The sequence below is a fragment of the Marinobacter sp. CHS3-4 genome, assembly GCF_030053415.1.
Lineage (GTDB): Bacteria > Pseudomonadota > Gammaproteobacteria > Pseudomonadales > Oleiphilaceae > Marinobacter.
This window is the reverse complement of record NZ_JASGBJ010000005.1, coordinates 135,971-151,970: the sequence shown is the minus strand read 5'-3', so window position 1 is coordinate 151,970 and position 16,000 is coordinate 135,971. Positions and strand designations below refer to the sequence as shown.

The 16,000-nt window shown below is 56.0% G+C and carries 16 protein-coding genes; 4 read left to right on the top strand and 12 right to left on the bottom strand.

Annotation, left to right across the window (positions count from 1 at the left end; genetic code table 11):
• Nucleotides 1-80 precede the first annotated feature (80 nt).
• Entirely contained in the window at nucleotides 81-407 is a 327-nt protein-coding gene (locus QLQ17_RS16995) for a thioredoxin family protein (protein WP_283210802.1), read from the bottom strand.
• Between the two features lie 98 nt (nucleotides 408-505).
• Between QLQ17_RS16995 and QLQ17_RS16990 the strand changes: the two genes are divergently transcribed.
• From QLQ17_RS16990 to QLQ17_RS16980, 3 genes are read left to right on the top strand one after another with little or no spacing between them, the layout of a single operon-like run.
• Nucleotides 506-967 carry a DUF1499 domain-containing protein gene (locus QLQ17_RS16990; RefSeq protein ID WP_283210801.1) on the top strand — a complete coding sequence of 154 codons (462 nt, stop codon included), beginning with the start codon at nucleotides 506-508 and terminating at the stop codon, nucleotides 965-967.
• On the top strand, nucleotides 964-2,157 hold the full coding sequence (locus QLQ17_RS16985) for a CaiB/BaiF CoA transferase family protein (protein WP_283210800.1): 1,194 nt from the start codon (nucleotides 964-966) through the stop codon (nucleotides 2,155-2,157). The genes QLQ17_RS16990 and QLQ17_RS16985 overlap by 4 nt, the downstream gene beginning before the upstream one ends.
• A 56-nt stretch (nucleotides 2,158-2,213) precedes the next feature.
• Nucleotides 2,214-2,510 (top strand): DUF1330 domain-containing protein, encoded by a 297-nt coding sequence (locus QLQ17_RS16980; protein WP_283210799.1) that lies wholly within the window; start codon nucleotides 2,214-2,216, stop codon nucleotides 2,508-2,510.
• Here QLQ17_RS16980 and QLQ17_RS16975 read toward each other — a convergent pair.
• From QLQ17_RS16975 to QLQ17_RS16955, 5 genes are all read right to left on the bottom strand, one after another.
• The gene (locus QLQ17_RS16975; protein WP_283210798.1) at nucleotides 2,486-3,031 is read right to left on the bottom strand and encodes a hypothetical protein; all 546 of its coding nucleotides are present in this window, start codon (nucleotides 3,029-3,031) and stop codon (nucleotides 2,486-2,488) included. The genes QLQ17_RS16980 and QLQ17_RS16975 overlap by 25 nt on opposite strands.
• 2 nt (nucleotides 3,032-3,033) lie before the next feature.
• Nucleotides 3,034-6,732 (bottom strand): 7TM diverse intracellular signaling domain-containing protein, encoded by a 3,699-nt coding sequence (locus QLQ17_RS16970; protein ID WP_283210797.1) that lies wholly within the window; start codon nucleotides 6,730-6,732, stop codon nucleotides 3,034-3,036.
• Nucleotides 6,733-6,911: 179 nt separating this feature from the next.
• Nucleotides 6,912-7,688, bottom strand: coding sequence for a substrate-binding periplasmic protein (locus QLQ17_RS16965; RefSeq protein WP_283210796.1), 777 nt, complete (start codon nucleotides 7,686-7,688; stop codon nucleotides 6,912-6,914).
• A gap of 212 nt (nucleotides 7,689-7,900) precedes the next feature.
• On the bottom strand, nucleotides 7,901-8,953 hold the full coding sequence (locus QLQ17_RS16960) for a lipase family protein (protein ID WP_283210795.1): 1,053 nt from the start codon (nucleotides 8,951-8,953) through the stop codon (nucleotides 7,901-7,903).
• 84 nt (nucleotides 8,954-9,037) lie between these two features.
• On the bottom strand, nucleotides 9,038-9,799 hold the full coding sequence (locus tag QLQ17_RS16955; protein WP_283210794.1) for an SDR family oxidoreductase: 762 nt from the start codon (nucleotides 9,797-9,799) through the stop codon (nucleotides 9,038-9,040).
• 182 nt (nucleotides 9,800-9,981) lie between these two features.
• Here QLQ17_RS16955 and QLQ17_RS16950 point away from each other — a divergent pair, with 182 nt between their 5' ends.
• Nucleotides 9,982-11,001 carry a class I fructose-bisphosphate aldolase gene (locus QLQ17_RS16950; protein WP_283210793.1) on the top strand — a complete coding sequence of 340 codons (1,020 nt, stop codon included), beginning with the start codon at nucleotides 9,982-9,984 and terminating at the stop codon, nucleotides 10,999-11,001.
• 15 nt (nucleotides 11,002-11,016) lie between these two features.
• On the opposite strand, the gene QLQ17_RS16945 is transcribed toward QLQ17_RS16950, so the two are convergent.
• The 6 genes from QLQ17_RS16945 to QLQ17_RS16920 form a co-directional block, all read right to left on the bottom strand.
• On the bottom strand, nucleotides 11,017-11,979 hold the full coding sequence (locus QLQ17_RS16945; protein WP_283210792.1) for a tRNA dihydrouridine synthase: 963 nt from the start codon (nucleotides 11,977-11,979) through the stop codon (nucleotides 11,017-11,019).
• Nucleotides 11,980-12,039: 60 nt separating this feature from the next.
• The gene (locus QLQ17_RS16940) at nucleotides 12,040-12,261 is read right to left on the bottom strand and encodes a DUF2835 domain-containing protein (RefSeq protein WP_283210791.1); all 222 of its coding nucleotides are present in this window, start codon (nucleotides 12,259-12,261) and stop codon (nucleotides 12,040-12,042) included.
• A gap of 11 nt (nucleotides 12,262-12,272) precedes the next feature.
• Nucleotides 12,273-14,165, bottom strand: coding sequence for a molecular chaperone HtpG (htpG, locus tag QLQ17_RS16935; RefSeq protein ID WP_283210790.1), 1,893 nt, complete (start codon nucleotides 14,163-14,165; stop codon nucleotides 12,273-12,275).
• Nucleotides 14,166-14,252: 87 nt separating this feature from the next.
• Nucleotides 14,253-14,687 carry a PaaI family thioesterase gene (locus tag QLQ17_RS16930; RefSeq protein WP_283210789.1) on the bottom strand — a complete coding sequence of 145 codons (435 nt, stop codon included), beginning with the start codon at nucleotides 14,685-14,687 and terminating at the stop codon, nucleotides 14,253-14,255.
• Nucleotides 14,674-15,153 carry a PaaI family thioesterase gene (locus QLQ17_RS16925; protein ID WP_283210788.1) on the bottom strand — a complete coding sequence of 160 codons (480 nt, stop codon included), beginning with the start codon at nucleotides 15,151-15,153 and terminating at the stop codon, nucleotides 14,674-14,676. Before QLQ17_RS16925 ends, QLQ17_RS16930 begins: the two co-directional genes overlap by 14 nt.
• A complete protein-coding gene (locus QLQ17_RS16920; protein ID WP_283210787.1) occupies nucleotides 15,146-15,871 on the bottom strand; it encodes a DUF599 domain-containing protein in 726 nt (241 codons plus the stop codon). Before QLQ17_RS16920 ends, QLQ17_RS16925 begins: the two co-directional genes overlap by 8 nt.
• Between the last annotated feature and the right edge of the window lie 129 nt (nucleotides 15,872-16,000).

Sequence of the window (16,000 nt, the reverse complement as noted above, 5' to 3'; positions counted from 1 at the left end):
GAGGTCGGGACTGCCTGCTCCGCCCCTGTGCCTTGTTGGGGATGAGGCATCCGCTTACGGCTAGCAAGGACTAATGTTGATTATAGCTCAATCTGGCTTAAAACCTCTTCAATCTCGCTGCGGCTGCCGGGGCGGACCACCCGCCCTACTTCGTGGCCATCCTTCAGTAGAATCAGCGCCGGCCACAGCTTCACACCGAAGGTTCGGCCTAGCCTACGGCCTTTGCCGTCTTCAACTTTCATGTGCTGGACGTCAGGGTGGTTATCAATTGCGGCTTTGATGTCTGGCTGAGCGCCCTGGCAGAAGGCACACCAGTTGGCGCCAAATTCAAGCACCATCGGGCCCTGGGTCTGGTCGACTTCCTCGCGGCTGAGGGTTTCCGGCGTATAGTGGCTGATGTACGACATGGTGATTCCCCTTTATTGAGCGACAGCCTTTGTGCACCCGCTCTCGAATGATACCTTTTACTGAAATCAGTCTTCCAGACATCGGCCGGAAACCCAATATGAGATTTACACTACTTCTCCTCAGCCTGCTTTTCACGGGCTGTGCGTCCACCTTTAACGTTCCCGATTCTGGCACCGATTTCACTCTGGATGGCTGCACGCCCCTGCTGAACTGTGCGTCCAGCACGTCGTCGGTGTTTCTCTATCAGGTCGACCCGGTCCAACTGGCAGAACCGCTGGATGAATCCAACTGGGAAACCATCAAAACCACGGTCACCGATATGCCCGGCGCGTCCCTCAACGAAGCCCGCTTTGGCTATCTGGACGTGACTTTCTATACCGTCGTATTTCACTTTCCCGACTTTTTCGAGGTGCTGGTGCGGGAAGACCAGCAGAGCCTGGATGTGCGGTCCCAGTCTCTGATCGGGTTGTACGATCTGGGGGTAAACAGGCGCCGTATAGAAATTTTCCGCCAACATCTGATCGACAAAGGCATCGCTGTATCAGGAGACGCTGAATGACTGGGCCGCTCGACGGTATTCGCATAATCGACCTGACCGCCATGATATCCGGCCCGCTGGCAACCATGATGCTGGCCGATCAGGGCGCAGAAGTCATCAAGGTGGAGAACCCGGCCAGCGGGGATTTCACCCGCTCTGCCGCCAACCGGCAGGGGGATATGTCTGCGCTGTATCTCAATAACAACCGCAACAAAAAATCGATTGCCCTGAACCTGAAAGAGCCGGAGGGGCGTGACGCACTGTTCAAGCTGGTGGCGACCGCAGACGTGTTCGTTCAGAACTTTCGGCCCGGGGTGATTGAACGAATGGGGCTCGGCGAAGACGAGCTTCGCAAGGTCGCGCCGAAGCTGATCATGGTGTCGATCAGCGGTTTTGGTGACACCGGCCCCTACTCCCAACGCCCGGTGTACGATCCATTGATTCAGGGCCTGTCTGGCCTTGCCACGGTGCAGGCAGGGTCCGATCAACGCCGCCCCCAACTGGTCAGAACCATCCTGCCGGACAAGCTCACCGGCGTGACGGCCGCTCAGGCCATTACCGCTGCCCTGTTTGCTCGGGAACGCACCGGTGAAGCCCAGCACGTTCGTTTGTCCATGCTGGACGCCATCATCGCGTTCCTGTGGAGTTCCGACATGGGCAGCCAGACGTTCGTGAACGCCGAACTGCCGCAACAGGAAGCCGCCAGCTTTCAGGACCTGATTTACGAGACCACCACCGGTTACATCACCATTGCCGTGCAGAATGATCGCGAGTGGCACGCCCTGATACGGGCAGTTAACCGCCCTGACTGGGCCGACGACCCGCGCTTTAAAACGGCCGAGCTGCGACAGCAAAACATTGATGCCCGGCTGGAGCTGATTCAATCCGTCATCAGGACCGAATCCGCTGAGCACTGGCTCGCCCGGCTGGAGGAAGAACAGGTTCCCTGCGCCCCGGTGCTTACCCGCACCCAGATGCTGAACCATCCGCAGGTCGAGGCAAACGATCTTCTGCAAACCCAGGAGCACCCGCAAGCGGGCCTGCTTCGCCAGACCCGGTCCCCGGCCCGGTTTTCATCGGTGCAGGAGCAAAAGTGGCGTGGTGCTCCCGTACTTGGCGTCGACACCTGCGCCTTGTTGGCGGAATGCGACTACTCTGAGGAAGACATTCAGAAGATGCTTGCGTCAGGCGTTGCCGGCGCGCCCAAATAAAGCTAGCGCCACCTGTGCGAGTGTCACTCTGAAAACAAGAACCGGGGAGACCTGAAATGACCGCTTACGCCGTTGGCCAGATCACCATCAAAGATCCCACCAAGTGGGCCGAATACCGAGGTTTGCTACCAGCAACGCTGGTACCCTGGAATGCAGAGGTGCTCATGAGAGGCCAGAATGCCAGGGTTCTGAGTGGTCACCACAATCATACGGACATCGTGGTGCTGCGCTTCCCGGACTTGCAGTCGGTTCATGGCTGGCACGAGTCCGCCGCCTATCAGGCGCTGGTGCCATTACGGCAGGAAGCGGCGGATGTGGACCTGATCAGCTACGAATCAGACGTCGGCTCGTGAACCCCAGCCATTGAATCCCTGTCTTCATTGGTGTCGCCCTGAAATTGCCTATGCACGGCGTTGGTAGAGCCAACAGCACCAGAATACGCACTGATCCCAAGAACTAATAACAATGGTTGCACGAACATGACCCATTTTGGCACCGGGTCTGCCAACATGATCAATACACTGAACAGAATGCCCGGCACCATGATCAGAAACACGGTACCGGCGATCAGGAAAAGAATCCGTTCTTTGTGCTTTAACATGTTGGTGTCGATCATCATGCCCATGATGAATTTCACCACGGCCAGACCACCCAGAACGCCGGCAGCCATGGACAGATCATAACCCAGCAGCACTGACTCGAACCCCTGATCCCAGACTTTAAACAGCGCCACCACCGCAAACGGAAGCAACACAAACAGCACGTCAGCGTAGCTGCCGTAGAGCAACTTCAGGCTCTGGGTTTCGGCATCAGCGCCCATGCTGTTCTGACCGCTACCTGCGGGCCCTACCTGGTCCGACTGTCTGGTGGACATGGTCATAAGCTCTCCTCATGTATCGATTCAAAGGTGGACATTAGCTGCTGGTGGGCGACGTCGAGATGGCACATCAGTCGCTCTACCTGGGTCATGATGGCGCCGCTGGCCAGCGCCTCTTCGACAGCCTCTGCTCGTTCACTCAGCACCTCAGCGCCCAGCGTTGCAGAAACGCCTTTCAAGGTATGAGCCAGTCGGTGCGCCTCTTCCCGATTGTCGTCATCCAGGGCATCCAGAATATCGTCAATGACGCTGGCCTGGTCCTTGCGATAGTGTTCGATCAGATCATCCAGAAGTTTTTCATTGCCGCTGACCTGAGCCAGTGCTTTCTCCCGGTCGAAACCGGTTTCTTTGGTGGGCCGTTCTGCCAGTAAGGTACCTTCTTCCGGATGCGATTTCTCTGCCTCCGGCTCTGGTTCGCCAACGTGAATTAAGGTGTTGGCTCTGCCGGCTATCCAGTCCGCCAGCATTCTGTACAACGAATCCTGCCCTACCGGTTTACTGAGATAATCATTCATACCGGCATTGATGCATTTTTCACGATCGCCTTTCATAGCGTTGGCGGTCATGGCGATGATCGGCAAATCAGACAACCTCAGTTGCTGGCGAATACGGCGCGTGGCTTCGAATCCGTCCATGACGGGCATCTGGCAATCCATCAACACCGCATCGAAAGATTGCTTTTCGAGGAAATTCACGGCCTCTGCGCCGTTCTCTGCCACGGTTACGTTGACATCCACTTGCCGCAGGAACTCCCGCGCAATCTCCTGGTTGAATGCCGTGTCTTCGACCAGCAGGACCTCGCGGCCGTTCAGGATTTGATGGATATCAGGCTGTTCGTCTACGCTGAACCGGCGCGACGATCGGGGGCCGGTATAGCCAAAGATCTCCTGAATGCTGTCCAGGATCACCGACGGGGTCACTGGCTTAACCAGCGGATAGAAACCGCAGGAGGTGGCCTCATCCATCAGGTGATCTTCGTTGGGCAACGTCATCACCACCAGTGGCACCTCGGCCAGTGCCTCTACCTGACGAACGATCAGCGCCGCATCGATGGTGCGCATCGCGGCCAGGTGCCGGTCGATCATGACCAGATCATATTTTGCCGCATCGGCGTCGCTGCGCAGGCGCTCTAACAGACGGTAGTCCGGCTGCATCAACGTCGGCTGGCACTCGAAGCTGGTCAGAATCTCCATCAGTGCTTCCTGACCCGCATCGCGATCGTCCAGCAGCAATACCCTAAGGTCTTTGAGTTCTTTGCTGGCGTAGATGTTCTTGTCTTCAAAATCCGCCTGAAGATCGAACCAGGCGGTAAACTGGAAAATACTGCCGTGTCCTTCCCTGCTTTCTCCCCAGATTTCACCGTCCATCAGTTCTACCAGTTGTTTGCTGATCGAGAGCCCCAGTCCTGTGCCACCGAATTTGCGCGTGGTGGAGCCGTCGGCCTGGGTAAACGGGGTAAAGAGGTTGTCCAGCTGTTCCGCGCTGATGCCGATGCCCGTATCAATCACGCTGAAATGCAGGCAGCCCCGGCCATCCAGAGTCTGCTGTTGGGAAATCCGCAGCTGAATCTCACCTTCTTCGGTGAACTTGATGGCGTTGTTGGTCAGGTTGACCAGAATCTGCCCCAGGCGCAGCGGGTCACCTACCAGCGCCGTCGGGGTGCCCTTAGCCAGACGCACAGACAGCTCCAGGTTCTTCTCGGCGGTCTTGTGGGCCAGCATGTCCATCAGGTCATTCACAACGTCGTGAAGGTTGAACTCGGTGCGTTCCAGGTCCAGCTTGCCGGCCTCGATTTTAGAGAAGTCGAGTATGTCGTTGATGATCCCGAGCAGGGTTCGCGAGGCATGTTCGATTTTTTCCACATAGCCCCGTTGTTTGCTGCCAAGATCCGTGCGCTGCACCAATTCGGCAAACCCGATGATGGCATTCATAGGGGTCCGGATTTCATGGGACATATTGGCCAGGAAATCGCTCTTTGCCTGGGCCGAAGCCTGTGCCGCCTCTCGCTCGCGCTGTGCCTTCTCCTTTTCTTTGCGCTCGGTGATGTCGATCAGTGAACCTTCCAGGTACGCTGGCCGACCTTCTGCATCATAGGCCAGATAGGCGGAACTGGTGCCCCAGAACTTGGAGCCATCCTTACGCAGGAAAAGCGCTTCCCATTCCACCACGCGGCGCCTCTCCATGAGTTCTCTTTCGAACAGGAAGCGATCTTCAGGGTTGGCGTAGCAGTCGGTGGCTATATTTTCGACGCTTTCGACCAGCTCCGAAGGCGAGTCGTAGCCAAAGGTTTGAGCCAGCGAGGGGTTCGCGCTGAGGAACCGCCCATCCAAGGAACACTGGAAGATGCCTTCGGCGGCGTTGTCGTACAGTTGCCGGAACCGGCGCAAGTGTTCCTGGGCCTGTTCACTGGCATTCTGGGCTTCCTGCTTGGCAAGTAACGCCCGTCGTCTGGCCTTTTCTGTCTCACGCTTCTGCATGTTAATACGGTCGGCCAAGGCCAGGCTCAGCAGCAATACGTTGCTGAAAGCGCCGAGGCGGATGCCGTTTTCCACTATAAAGTTGTGGCTGGTCGCACCGAATGCATAGCTGATGTAAAGCAGCACGCCAGACATATAGAGCAGCCAGGCCATGGTGTAGTAACGGGCAAGACGATTGCCGGCACGCCACATGAAAATACCGATCAATCCCAGCGCAAAGGCGTAAAGGATGGTGGCCCGAATAGCCACGCCGATAGAGATGGTGTAATCCACGAGGAAGCTGAGCCCTGCGGCCCAGAAGGCGGCAATGGCCATGAATCGCATGACCTTGTCCAGAAACGGCGCAGTGATTCGTGTTTGCAGGAAGTGGCGGGAGAACTGCATGAGCCATATCCAGGTCACGTTCATCATGATTGGCAGGTCGCGGTCATACCATACCGGGTCTTCGTACAGCTGATAGCGCCAGGGTAACCCGTCCAGAGCCGCCTGGGCCGCGAGGAAGGACAGGATACCGAGGACGTAGTAAAGATAAGCCCTGTCCCGGATCGAAATAAATATGAACAGGTTATAGAAGACCATGATTAACATGATCCCGTAGAACACACCCGACAGGAGCCCCTGGAACTGCATCGCTTCGCTGAAACCGATGCTGGAATACAGCACAAAACCCAACTGCCGGGAGCTGTCGGTCTTTACCCGAATGTAGAGGTCAACTGGCTGGTCAGAAACGGTCTTGATGGAAAAGGTGGCAAATGGGCTTGCAGCGACGTTGTTTTCAAACGGGCGGTGATCACCAAGCTCAAGCTTTTTGAGGTCTCCAGCGGCCCGTCGAATGTAAACGTCTATCTGGTCAAGGGGCGGATAGTCTGCCTGCACCATCCATTCGCGTACCTTTTCACCACCCCGGGCGCTGTAGACCAGCCGCGCGTGCTGCCAATAGATATCCCCCTTGAACCCAAAGCTCGCGCGCTCTTTATTGCTGGTAAAGAACCGATCGTCCCAACGTCCGTTGATGATGTCTTCGATTTGATATTGGCCGCCGGGGTCTTCCAGAAAACGGGCGTCTGCGCTTAGCAGTACTTTGTCGGTGTGGCTGGTAAGCCGGATTGTGGGATCGGCATGGCCGGAGGTTGCCACCAGCATCATCAGCATCGCCGCGAGCATGATCATTAGGCGGCGGAAACGACGGGGATGATGGATTCGATGCAGTAGCGGGGTCACGTCCAACCTGTCTATGGTCGCTTATGTCGCTTCGGGGCAACGGGCTACAGGGTTCGGTTTATCCTGAGCAATTAAGACCGAGTATAGACAAAGGAATGAACGGAACGAGCACCAAAAAGATTCAAATTGCGTCTATTTGTAAGTCGGTAGAGCTTGCTGCGTCTGGCTAAACTGGGCGGTTATTGGCCACTGGGCAGATCGGGAATGTCTAACTGGTATTTTTGGAGAATGCGGTCAAAGGTTTCGTCGCTCTTTATCGATACCAACGCATCGTTGAACGTCTTTACATAGGCTGGATCCACTCGCTTGCGAGAGAACGCAACGTAGGTAGGCGATGTCGAGACGACCAGGGGTTGTCCGGTGTTTTTGTTGCGAACGATTTTGATCTCGTCTTCAAGTCCCATGTCTTTTATATAATGCATGGTTGGCAACAGATCCCCGATGAATACATGAATACGCCCGGCCCGCAGCAGCTTGAGATTTCGCGGAATCGTCTGTGAAACTTCCATAGACAGGAATGGCGGGTTTTCCAGCATTTTGTCGAAGCGCTCACCATAATAGTAACCGAGCTGGATACCGACCCGCAGATCTGGCGCTTCTTCAAGCTCGGGAGAAAGCGCCATGGGCTCGGCGGCAAAGAATACGTAGGTTTCGTCTATCAGTACCGACTCGTGGTATCGGCCCCAGGCCTGACGCTCAGCATTTTTTCCTGCGTTAAATGCGGCATCTGCGTTACCTGTGGAGACTTCCCGCAATACCCTTTTCCACGGATAGATACGAAACTCCACCTCGTGGCCGGTTCGACGCACGGCCTCGCGTATGCCCTCCACCAACACACCGACTATCTGGCCATCTTTGTCGGTGTACGCCAAAGGCGGGTTCTCCAGGGTGCGTAATTTCAGAGGGACACCTTCAATGGGGTGCAGCTGTTCGTCACTGACGGGTTCGGCGCTCAAGGGGTAACAGGAAAAAAGAAGAGATAATATTGCCGTCGACACAGCTACCGGGCTGGCCCTGAGGCACTTGATGAAACTCCATTTAAAAACCACGATCGCTGAGTCCCGGACTGATTTCAATTGTGACCGAAAAATTGATCATGACACAGATTATAGCTGCCAAGCGTATCTTTTTCAGTCATATCCGATTGTTTCTTGTCATCAAAGTGTCATCAATTTCTGTGTTCCGCGTATTTCTGCAGTTTTAAAGCATATTGGCTCATCGAATGATCCGAGGCTGCGGCCTTGCCCCTGGTCGCCACCCATCGCCTGAAGACCGTTTTCGCCCGCCAGAAAATATTCGGACCAATCTTTACGATAGCGCTGGGATCCTCAATGGCGTTACCGGTTGTGCGATCCACTTTTGGCGGTGCAAGAAACACCAGGTTGCCATAATGCGTATAACCAAAGAACTGACGACGCAACCATTCACTGATCTCAAAGGTAAAATTGATCGGTATCAGGCGTATTGCGCACAAAAAGATGGAAAAACCATAACCAAACGGCACTCTTGCCACTGCATCCGCACCGTTGACCACACGGTATACGGGGGTTTTTATGTCCCGGTAGAAGGCGTCATCTGCGACTCTTGGGCAGCCAAAGGTGTAGGTGGCGCCGGTACTGTCGCTGCCAAGGTAGCGCGTGGCAACCATCGCCAGTGCACCGCCCAGAGAATGACCGGTGAGATAGAGTGGTACCCCGGCATGCTTGTCCAATGTGACCTGGATTCTGGTTTTGACCTGCTCAAAGGCGCCCAGGAACCCCGCGTGAATCTGGCCACCGTCAGGCGCCTGAACCAGATTCGCTTTCAGATCGGTTGCCACATCAATGATGGAGGGCTGCGTTCCCCGGAATGCCAGCACCAGCATGCCCTCAAAGGCACCGGTCTCGTTCAGTTTGATAAGCACGCCTTCAGTACCGTTGACCGCGAAAGCATCAATCAGGGTCAGACCGGCTTCTTTCAGTAATTCGGTAAATTTTTCGGAATAGCCGGTCTGAGCGTCGATGGCCCGCCTGACCAGGGCCAAAAGATCGCTGTCAGAATCACCCTCGGCAACCGAGGCGCGGAGGTCGTTGGCAAGCTGTTCCACAGTCATTTCCGGTGGAAGTGGCTCGTACACCAGGCGGCATATTTCCGCCATAATCCAGGCGGTGCGGTCCGAATAGGCGGCCCGTTTGATGGGCGGGCGCCTCAGAATAACCGGGCTGTTGAAATAGGCTTCCATCAGACTTCCTCTGTCGTCGCGTTCTACGCACCGAAAACCCTCTGGCGCTCCCTCTAGTTATAGCCCAGTCCAAAGGATGTTGCCCTATACGGACGTTGCGCCCCCATCCAGCGGCAACGCAACCCCGGTCGTAAAGCCTGCCTCAGGCGAACACAGGTAAAGCACGGCGCCGGCGATCTCTTCTGGCTTCCCAAGGCGCCCAACCGGGTGCATGGCCGCTGCATATTCCGCCTTGCGGGGATCTGTCTCTGCGGCACGCCGAAACATGGCGGTGTCTATCACCGCTGGGCACACGGCATTTACGCGGATGCCTTTCTTGGCGTATTCCACAGCAGCCGATTTGGTCAGGCCGATCACTGCGTGCTTGCTGGCGCTGTAGATGCTCATTTTGGGTGCCGCGCCCAGGCCGGCTATAGAGGCGGTGTTTACAATCGCGCCCTCGCCCTGATCCAGCATGGCGGGAATTTCGTGCTTCATGCAGCGCCAGACGCCTTTCACATTCACGTCCATGATTTTGTCGAACTCGGATTCGTCGCCATCTGCCAGCTTACTGTGCTCAATTTCGATACCCGCGTTGTTAAACGCAAAGTCCAGCCGCCCGTATTCGCTGAGAGCCAGCGCAACCATGGCTTTTACCTCATCGTCACGGGTAACGTCACAGCGAACCGCAATCGCCCGGCCGCCTGCAGCCCTTATCTCTTCAGCCACTGCCTCCGTACCGCTGGTATCGATATCGGCAACGACCACTGCGGCACCCTGCTCTGCGAACGCCAGAGCCGTCGAACGGCCGATACCTGCCGCTGCCCCAGTCACAAGTGCTACCCGGTTTTCAAATTTCTGCCCCACAGATGACTCCTCAAAGGTGATTAACGGGACTGAACAGATTAGCGTCTTCCAACAGCGATCGGAAATCGTTCCGGCTTATGTGCGCTTATAAAGCCGATTGATACTTGCCCCTCACTGACGCGCACATTTATTGGTAAACTCTTGAAAGTCCAATCTGGAAACAATGTCGAAAGGAGCACAGCATGTCCATTCAGGCGGAATTGCAGGCAACGATTCAAAAAATGGTGCAACCAGGCAAAGGGGTTCTCGCAGCAGACGAAAGCCACCCGACCATCGCCAAGCGATTCAAAGCTGTGGGTGTTGAATCCACTGAAGCCCTTCGTCAGGAGTATCGCAGTATTATTTTCTCCGCGCCTGGGCTGTCAGAGCACATCAGCGGCGTCATTCTGTTTTCTGAAACCCTGGAACAGGACAGCCTGGAAGGCATTCCCATGCCGGAACTGCTTTCCCGCCAGGGCATCGTACCCGGAATCAAGGTGGACCAGGGGAAAGGGCCGTTAGCCCACGCTCCGGATGAAGAAGTAACCTTTGGTCTGGACGGTCTTGAGCAGAGACTGGCTGACGCCAAAAAGCTGGGTGCACGTTTCGCAAAATGGCGCTGCGTCTTCCACATCTCCGACACCCTGCCCTCCGAGCTTGCAGTGGACGCCAACGCTGAAACCCTCGCGCGCTACGCCGCAATCTGCCAATCCCTCGGCATTGTTCCCATTGTTGAACCGGAAGTTCTGATCGATGGCGCCCACACGATTGAACGTTCAGCAGAGGTGAACGAACAGGTAATTCGGGGCGTCTTCGAGAAGCTGGTACTGCACAGGGTGGCGCTGGAGCACATGATTCTGAAACCCAGCATGGTGACACCCGGAAAAGAATCCCCGAACGCGTCACCGGAACAGGTCGCGGAGGCCACTATTCGCACCTTCCGTCGTTGCGTCCCTGCGGCAGTGCCGGGCATTTTCTTCCTGTCTGGGGGGCAGACACCGGAAGAGGCCACGCGGAACCTCAATGCCATGAATCAGCACGCCAACCTGCCCTGGACGCTGACTTTCTCCTATGGTCGTGCGCTGCAGGAGCCTGCACAGCATGCATGGAAAGGTGATATTGCCAATAAAGAGGCTGCTCATGCCGCCATGTCCAAACGGTCAAGCCTGAACGGCAAGGCAGCGTTGGGAAGCTACACCCCGGAAATGGAGAACGAGGCCTGAGCCATCGAATGATGGTCAGGCGGCCTTGGCACTTACAGGCTGTTTCAGGCAGGCCAGCATAGGCTGAACATCGCGGATTTTTCTGGCGCTTGGCCAGAGAACTTCGGCTTCAGAATAGCCGCCTCGAAGGTAGTTCAGCCACTGTTTGATGCGGCCAGTGACATAGCGGTCTTCCAGGCGAGTCTGAAGTGCCGCCGCGTAGTCCTCAATCAGGGTGACAACGGCGGGCCAGCTGAGCTCGGGCACGGTTTCACCGCGCTGGCTGGCGCGAATCTGTCGGGCCAGGTCTGGGCGGGCAATCAGCCCACGGCCGATCATCACGTCGTCACAGCCGGTCACCTCGCGGCAACGCCAGTAGTCGGCCACCGTCCAGATTTCGCCGTTTGCGATCACGTGGGTATCGACGGCTTCACGCACTTTGGCAACTTCTTCCCAGTAGGCCGGCGGCTTGTAGCCATCCACCTTGCTACGAGCATGCACGACGATTTCTTCGGCTCCGGCCGCTTCCAGAGCTTCAGCACAGGCCACGCCCATGGAACGGTCGTCGTAACCCAGGCGCATTTTTGCCGTCACGGGGATGTGATCAGGTACGGCCTTTCGAACCTCTGCGGTTATGCCGTGCATCAATTCCGGCTCGCGCATCAACACGCAGCCACCCTTGTGTTTATTCACGGTTTTAGCCGGGCAGCCAAAATTGATATCGACCTGTCTGGCACCCAGTTCTACCGCTTTGGCGCCATGACGGCCCATCTGCACGGGGTCGGACCCCAGCAGCTGAACAGCAACCGGCACGCCCACTCGGGTTTCACAGTGGTGGTCCAGTTCCGGAGCATACTTGTAGAACACACGGGGTGGCAGCATGCCGTGGGTCACGCGAATGAATTCCGTTACGCACCGGTCGATCCCGCCAACGCTGGTCAGCGTTTCGCGGATAGGCGCATCAACAAGGCCTTCCATGGGGGCAAGGATTATTCGCATTTCGGCGTACCAGGATAGAAAGTCAGGGCTGATCAAGTATCAGACAGGGCGCCATTGTAATCAGGCAAGGCGTTCAACGCTAACGAATTTGCCAGCGTCGTCGAACAGTATTCTGAAACTGCCCCTGATGCCGTCTTTCAGGTAAAAGCGGGAGAGAATACGAGCCGGGAAGCGGACGGAGCGCCCGTCCCGGGCCGTGGTGTGGACATCCGTCGCGGAGCCCTGATAGAGCTTTATCCACTCATCAGGGCTAATAATGATGTCCACGATGATCTGCTGCATGGGCGGTCAGATCAGTTCGCCATTTCAAGCAGCAGGCGGTTCAAGCGAGTGACATAAGCGCCCGGGTCCGGCAATTGCTCGCCACTGGCCAGGGTCGCCTGATCCAGCAACACCGCCGACAACTCACCGAAGCGCTCTTCGCTCTGCTCTTTTTCAAGACGCTGAACCAACGGATGGTCGACGTTGATTTCAAAGATCGGCTTGCTATCCGGCACTTTCTGGCCAGCCGCTTCCATGATTTTCTTCATCTGGGCGCCCATATCGAAGTCGCCCACCACCAGGCACGCCGGGGAGTCGGTCAGGCGGTTGGTTACCCGTACTTCCTGAATACGATCGTCCAGTGCCTTTTTGATGCGCTCCAGCAGATCTTTGTGCTCTTCGGCGGCTTCTTCCTTGTGCTTCTTGTCTTCCTCGGTCTCTACGTCGCCAAGGTCCAGATCACCGCGAGCAACATCCTGGAACTGTTTGCCGTCGTACTCGTTCAGGTAGCCCATCATCCACTCGTCGATGCGGTCCGTCAGGATCAGCACTTCGACGCCTTTCTTGCGGAACACTTCGAGGTGCGGGCTGCTCTTGGCCGCCATGAAGTTGTCAGCCGTGATGTAGTAGATCTTGCTCTGGCCTTCTTTCATCCGGGCGATGTAGTCGTCCAGTGAAACGTTCTGTGCTTGCTCGCCAGTATGGGTGGAGGCGAAGCGAAGCAGGCCAGCGATCTTTTCACGGTTGCTGAAATCTTCGGCCGGGCCCTCTTTGATCACGGTGCCGAATTCGTTCCAGAACTGCTGGTACTTCTCGGGCTCTTTCTTGGCCAGCTTGGACAACATGTCCAGTACCCGCTTGGTGACCGCCGTGCGAATGCTATCCACCGTGCTGTCGTTCTGAAGGATCTCGCGAGACACGTTCAGTGACAGGTCGTTGGAATCAATCACGCCCTTGGTGAAACGCAGGTACAACGGCAGGAACTGCTCGGCGTCGTCCATGATGAACACACGCTGAACGTACAGTTTGAGGCCACGTGGCGCTTCACGGTTGTAGAGGTCAAACGGCGCACGGCCCGGCACATACAATAGGCTGGTGTAGTCCAGCTTGCCTTCCACACGATTGTGGGACCAGGTCAACGGGTCCTCGAAGTCGTGGGAAATGTGCTTGTAGAACTCTTTGTACTCTTCGTCTTTGATTTCGCTGCGAGACAGTGTCCACAGAGCGGTAGCATCGTTAACGGTTTCGTATTCGCCCTTCTTGTCCTCTTCCTCGGATTCGGACTTCATCTCTACCGGGAAGGAAATGTGATCAGAGTACTTCTTCACCAGGTTGCGCAGGCGGAATCCGTCGGCGAACTCCTTGGCGTCTTCTTTGAGGTGCAGGACAATTTTCGTGCCGCGCTGATCCAGGGAAACCGGCTCGATGGAGAACTCGCCATCGCCTTTAGATTCCCAATGCACACCCTCTTCAACCGGTGCGCCGGCGCGACGGGTATAAACCTCAACAGAATCCGCCACGATGAACGACGAATAGAAACCAACACCGAACTGACCGATCAGTTTGCTGTCTTTCTTCTCGTCGCCAGACAGCTGCTTCAGGAACTCGGCGGTACCAGATTTGGCGATAGTGCCCAGATTCTGGATAACGTCATCACGGGTCATACCGATGCCGTTATCTGACAGCGTCACCGTGTTCTTCTCGGCGTCGTAATCCAGCCGAATTTTGAGGTCAGGATCGCCTTCGAACAGCGCGTCGTCTTTCAAAGCGGCGAAACGCAGTTTGTCTTCGGCGTCCGAAGCGTTGGATATCAGCTCACGAAGGAAGATTTCCTTATTGGAATACAGGGAATGGATCATCAGGTTAAGCAGTTGCTTAACTTCGGTCTGAAAACCCAGGGTCTCTTTTTGCGATTCAACCGTCATGGCTTATTGGTCTCCTGCTGATTGGCTATTGATGCAGTCAAAAATGGGGCCGCGCAGCCCCATTTCAAGTCCCTGAACGCAAGCCAATCAATCTTCCAGCAGAAAATGCGCCCGGGCGGTGGCAATCGGCTGCGACCGTGATTTCTGCCATGCAGTGATCATCACGTTGGCCACCCGGTTACCCTGGCGCGTGAGTTGGCATTCCGCAAAGGTTTCCCGGTCCAGCCCGGCGCGCAGGTAGTCCAGGGAGAAGTCCACAATGCGCGGCATCCGCAGGGCTTCCTGGGCCATCATCAGGTAAATCACGGCAGACAGCTCCATAAATCCACCAATCACGCCACCGTGAATTGCGGGAAGGATCGGGTTGCCCAGGTTCTGCTCTTTGCGCGGCAGCCTGAAAATCAGGTCGTCGCCAAATTGATCGCATTCCAGGCCAATAAACCGGGCGTAGGGAATACTTTCCAGCATGCGGGAGAAATCACCGGTCTGCTGGGTGTATTTGAGAATCTCAGGACTGGTCATCTTCGCCTCCGGTAATCAGGTCGCGATAGGCCTTTGGTGTGGCCTCTTTACCAATCCGCATAAACGTACCAACGCAATTCGCGATGGTTTCACCCGTATCCTGGTAGGCCTCACAGCGAGTGAAAATAATATTCCGGGTTATTTTATAGGTCTGAGCTCTGGCAAAGACCGGTCGGTGCGGTTCAGCCGGTCGCATGTAATCCACCCGCAGATCCAGTGTCGGACACAGCTCAAAGTCGTCCAGCGCGCACATGATGACCGATCCGGATGCCGTATCCATCAACGTAGTGATCGCGCCACCGTGAATCACACCGGTGTCTGGATTACCCACAATCTGATCACTGTAGGGCAACCGCAGAATCAGCTCGCCCTCGGCGGCCGATTCGACGTTCAGCCCCAGTTCACAGGCCTGGTTCAAGGTGCTGATGAACCGGCGAACCCGGTCAGCTCGCAATGAATCATTCATTGGATTTGGCCTTTTCCGCAGGGTCTTCAAATACTTTGCCGGATCGAAGGGCAAGCAGTGCGTCTGACTTGAACTCCCGTCGATACAGAATCACCACGATGAGCGTCGAGGCGCCGATGAACGCAAAGGGGTGGATAAACCAGGACACCACTGCCAGCGCATAATAGTAGGAGCGCAGCCCAAGGTTGAAGGCATCACCTGCCTGGTTGCAAACGGTAGCCGCGCTGCTGGCGAAAGCGTCCCGCGCTGCCGGGCTGACCTTGGTATCGCCCGCCAGGGGTGCACCACCCACCAGTACCGATAGAAAGTTGTAAAGCCGCATTGACCAGGTGAATTTAAAAAAGGCGTAAATGAAAATAACCATCAGAACCACCATGCGCATTTCCCAGACCTCTCGCGATGGCAGTGTGCCGAAAGGCATGGTGCTGAACACTTCCATGACCTGTTGGGTATAACCCAATGCCGTGATGATACCGGCAAGGATCAACAGGCAGCTTGAGGCAAAAAAGGCGCCGTTACGCTCCAGATTGCCTACCACCGAAGCGTCCGAAATACGATTCTCCCGCGAGAGCATCACGCGCATCCAATCCGTACGGTAAAGATCCAGCGTATTTGACAGGCAAGGCCGTTTGTCGGCTTTTCGTTTCGAATATTCGCTGTAGCCAAGCCAGCAGATGAAAAACCAGACCAGCGCCACCAATTCCAGATAGATACCCATTCACTGTTTCCGGGGTTGAGGGTTAACGGTTTATTCGAGTCGAGGGATGTCGGCAGGCGACAAAGGATAACCCATCCTGTGGTATAACGTCACCAAACGACCCTCTGTGCGGTGTTACCCTGCCTTAAG

Coding starts and splice junctions, on each gene's coding strand:
- QLQ17_RS16995 (WP_283210802.1), bottom strand. CDS start 407: ATGTCGTACATCAGCCACTATACGCCGGAAACCCTCAGCCGCGAGGAA.
- QLQ17_RS16990 (WP_283210801.1), top strand. CDS start 506: ATGAGATTTACACTACTTCTCCTCAGCCTGCTTTTCACGGGCTGTGCG.
- QLQ17_RS16950 (WP_283210793.1), top strand. CDS start 9,982: ATGTCCATTCAGGCGGAATTGCAGGCAACGATTCAAAAAATGGTGCAA.
- htpG (WP_283210790.1), bottom strand. CDS start 14,165: ATGACGGTTGAATCGCAAAAAGAGACCCTGGGTTTTCAGACCGAAGTT.
- QLQ17_RS16920 (WP_283210787.1), bottom strand. CDS start 15,871: ATGGGTATCTATCTGGAATTGGTGGCGCTGGTCTGGTTTTTCATCTGC.
- QLQ17_RS16985 (WP_283210800.1), top strand. CDS start 964: ATGACTGGGCCGCTCGACGGTATTCGCATAATCGACCTGACCGCCATG.
- QLQ17_RS16925 (WP_283210788.1), bottom strand. CDS start 15,153: ATGAATGATTCATTGCGAGCTGACCGGGTTCGCCGGTTCATCAGCACC.
- QLQ17_RS16940 (WP_283210791.1), bottom strand. CDS start 12,261: ATGCAGCAGATCATCGTGGACATCATTATTAGCCCTGATGAGTGGATA.
- QLQ17_RS16975 (WP_283210798.1), bottom strand. CDS start 3,031: ATGTCCACCAGACAGTCGGACCAGGTAGGGCCCGCAGGTAGCGGTCAG.
- QLQ17_RS16980 (WP_283210799.1), top strand. CDS start 2,214: ATGACCGCTTACGCCGTTGGCCAGATCACCATCAAAGATCCCACCAAG.
- QLQ17_RS16960 (WP_283210795.1), bottom strand. CDS start 8,953: ATGGAAGCCTATTTCAACAGCCCGGTTATTCTGAGGCGCCCGCCCATC.
- QLQ17_RS16930 (WP_283210789.1), bottom strand. CDS start 14,687: ATGACCAGTCCTGAGATTCTCAAATACACCCAGCAGACCGGTGATTTC.
- QLQ17_RS16945 (WP_283210792.1), bottom strand. CDS start 11,979: ATGCGAATAATCCTTGCCCCCATGGAAGGCCTTGTTGATGCGCCTATC.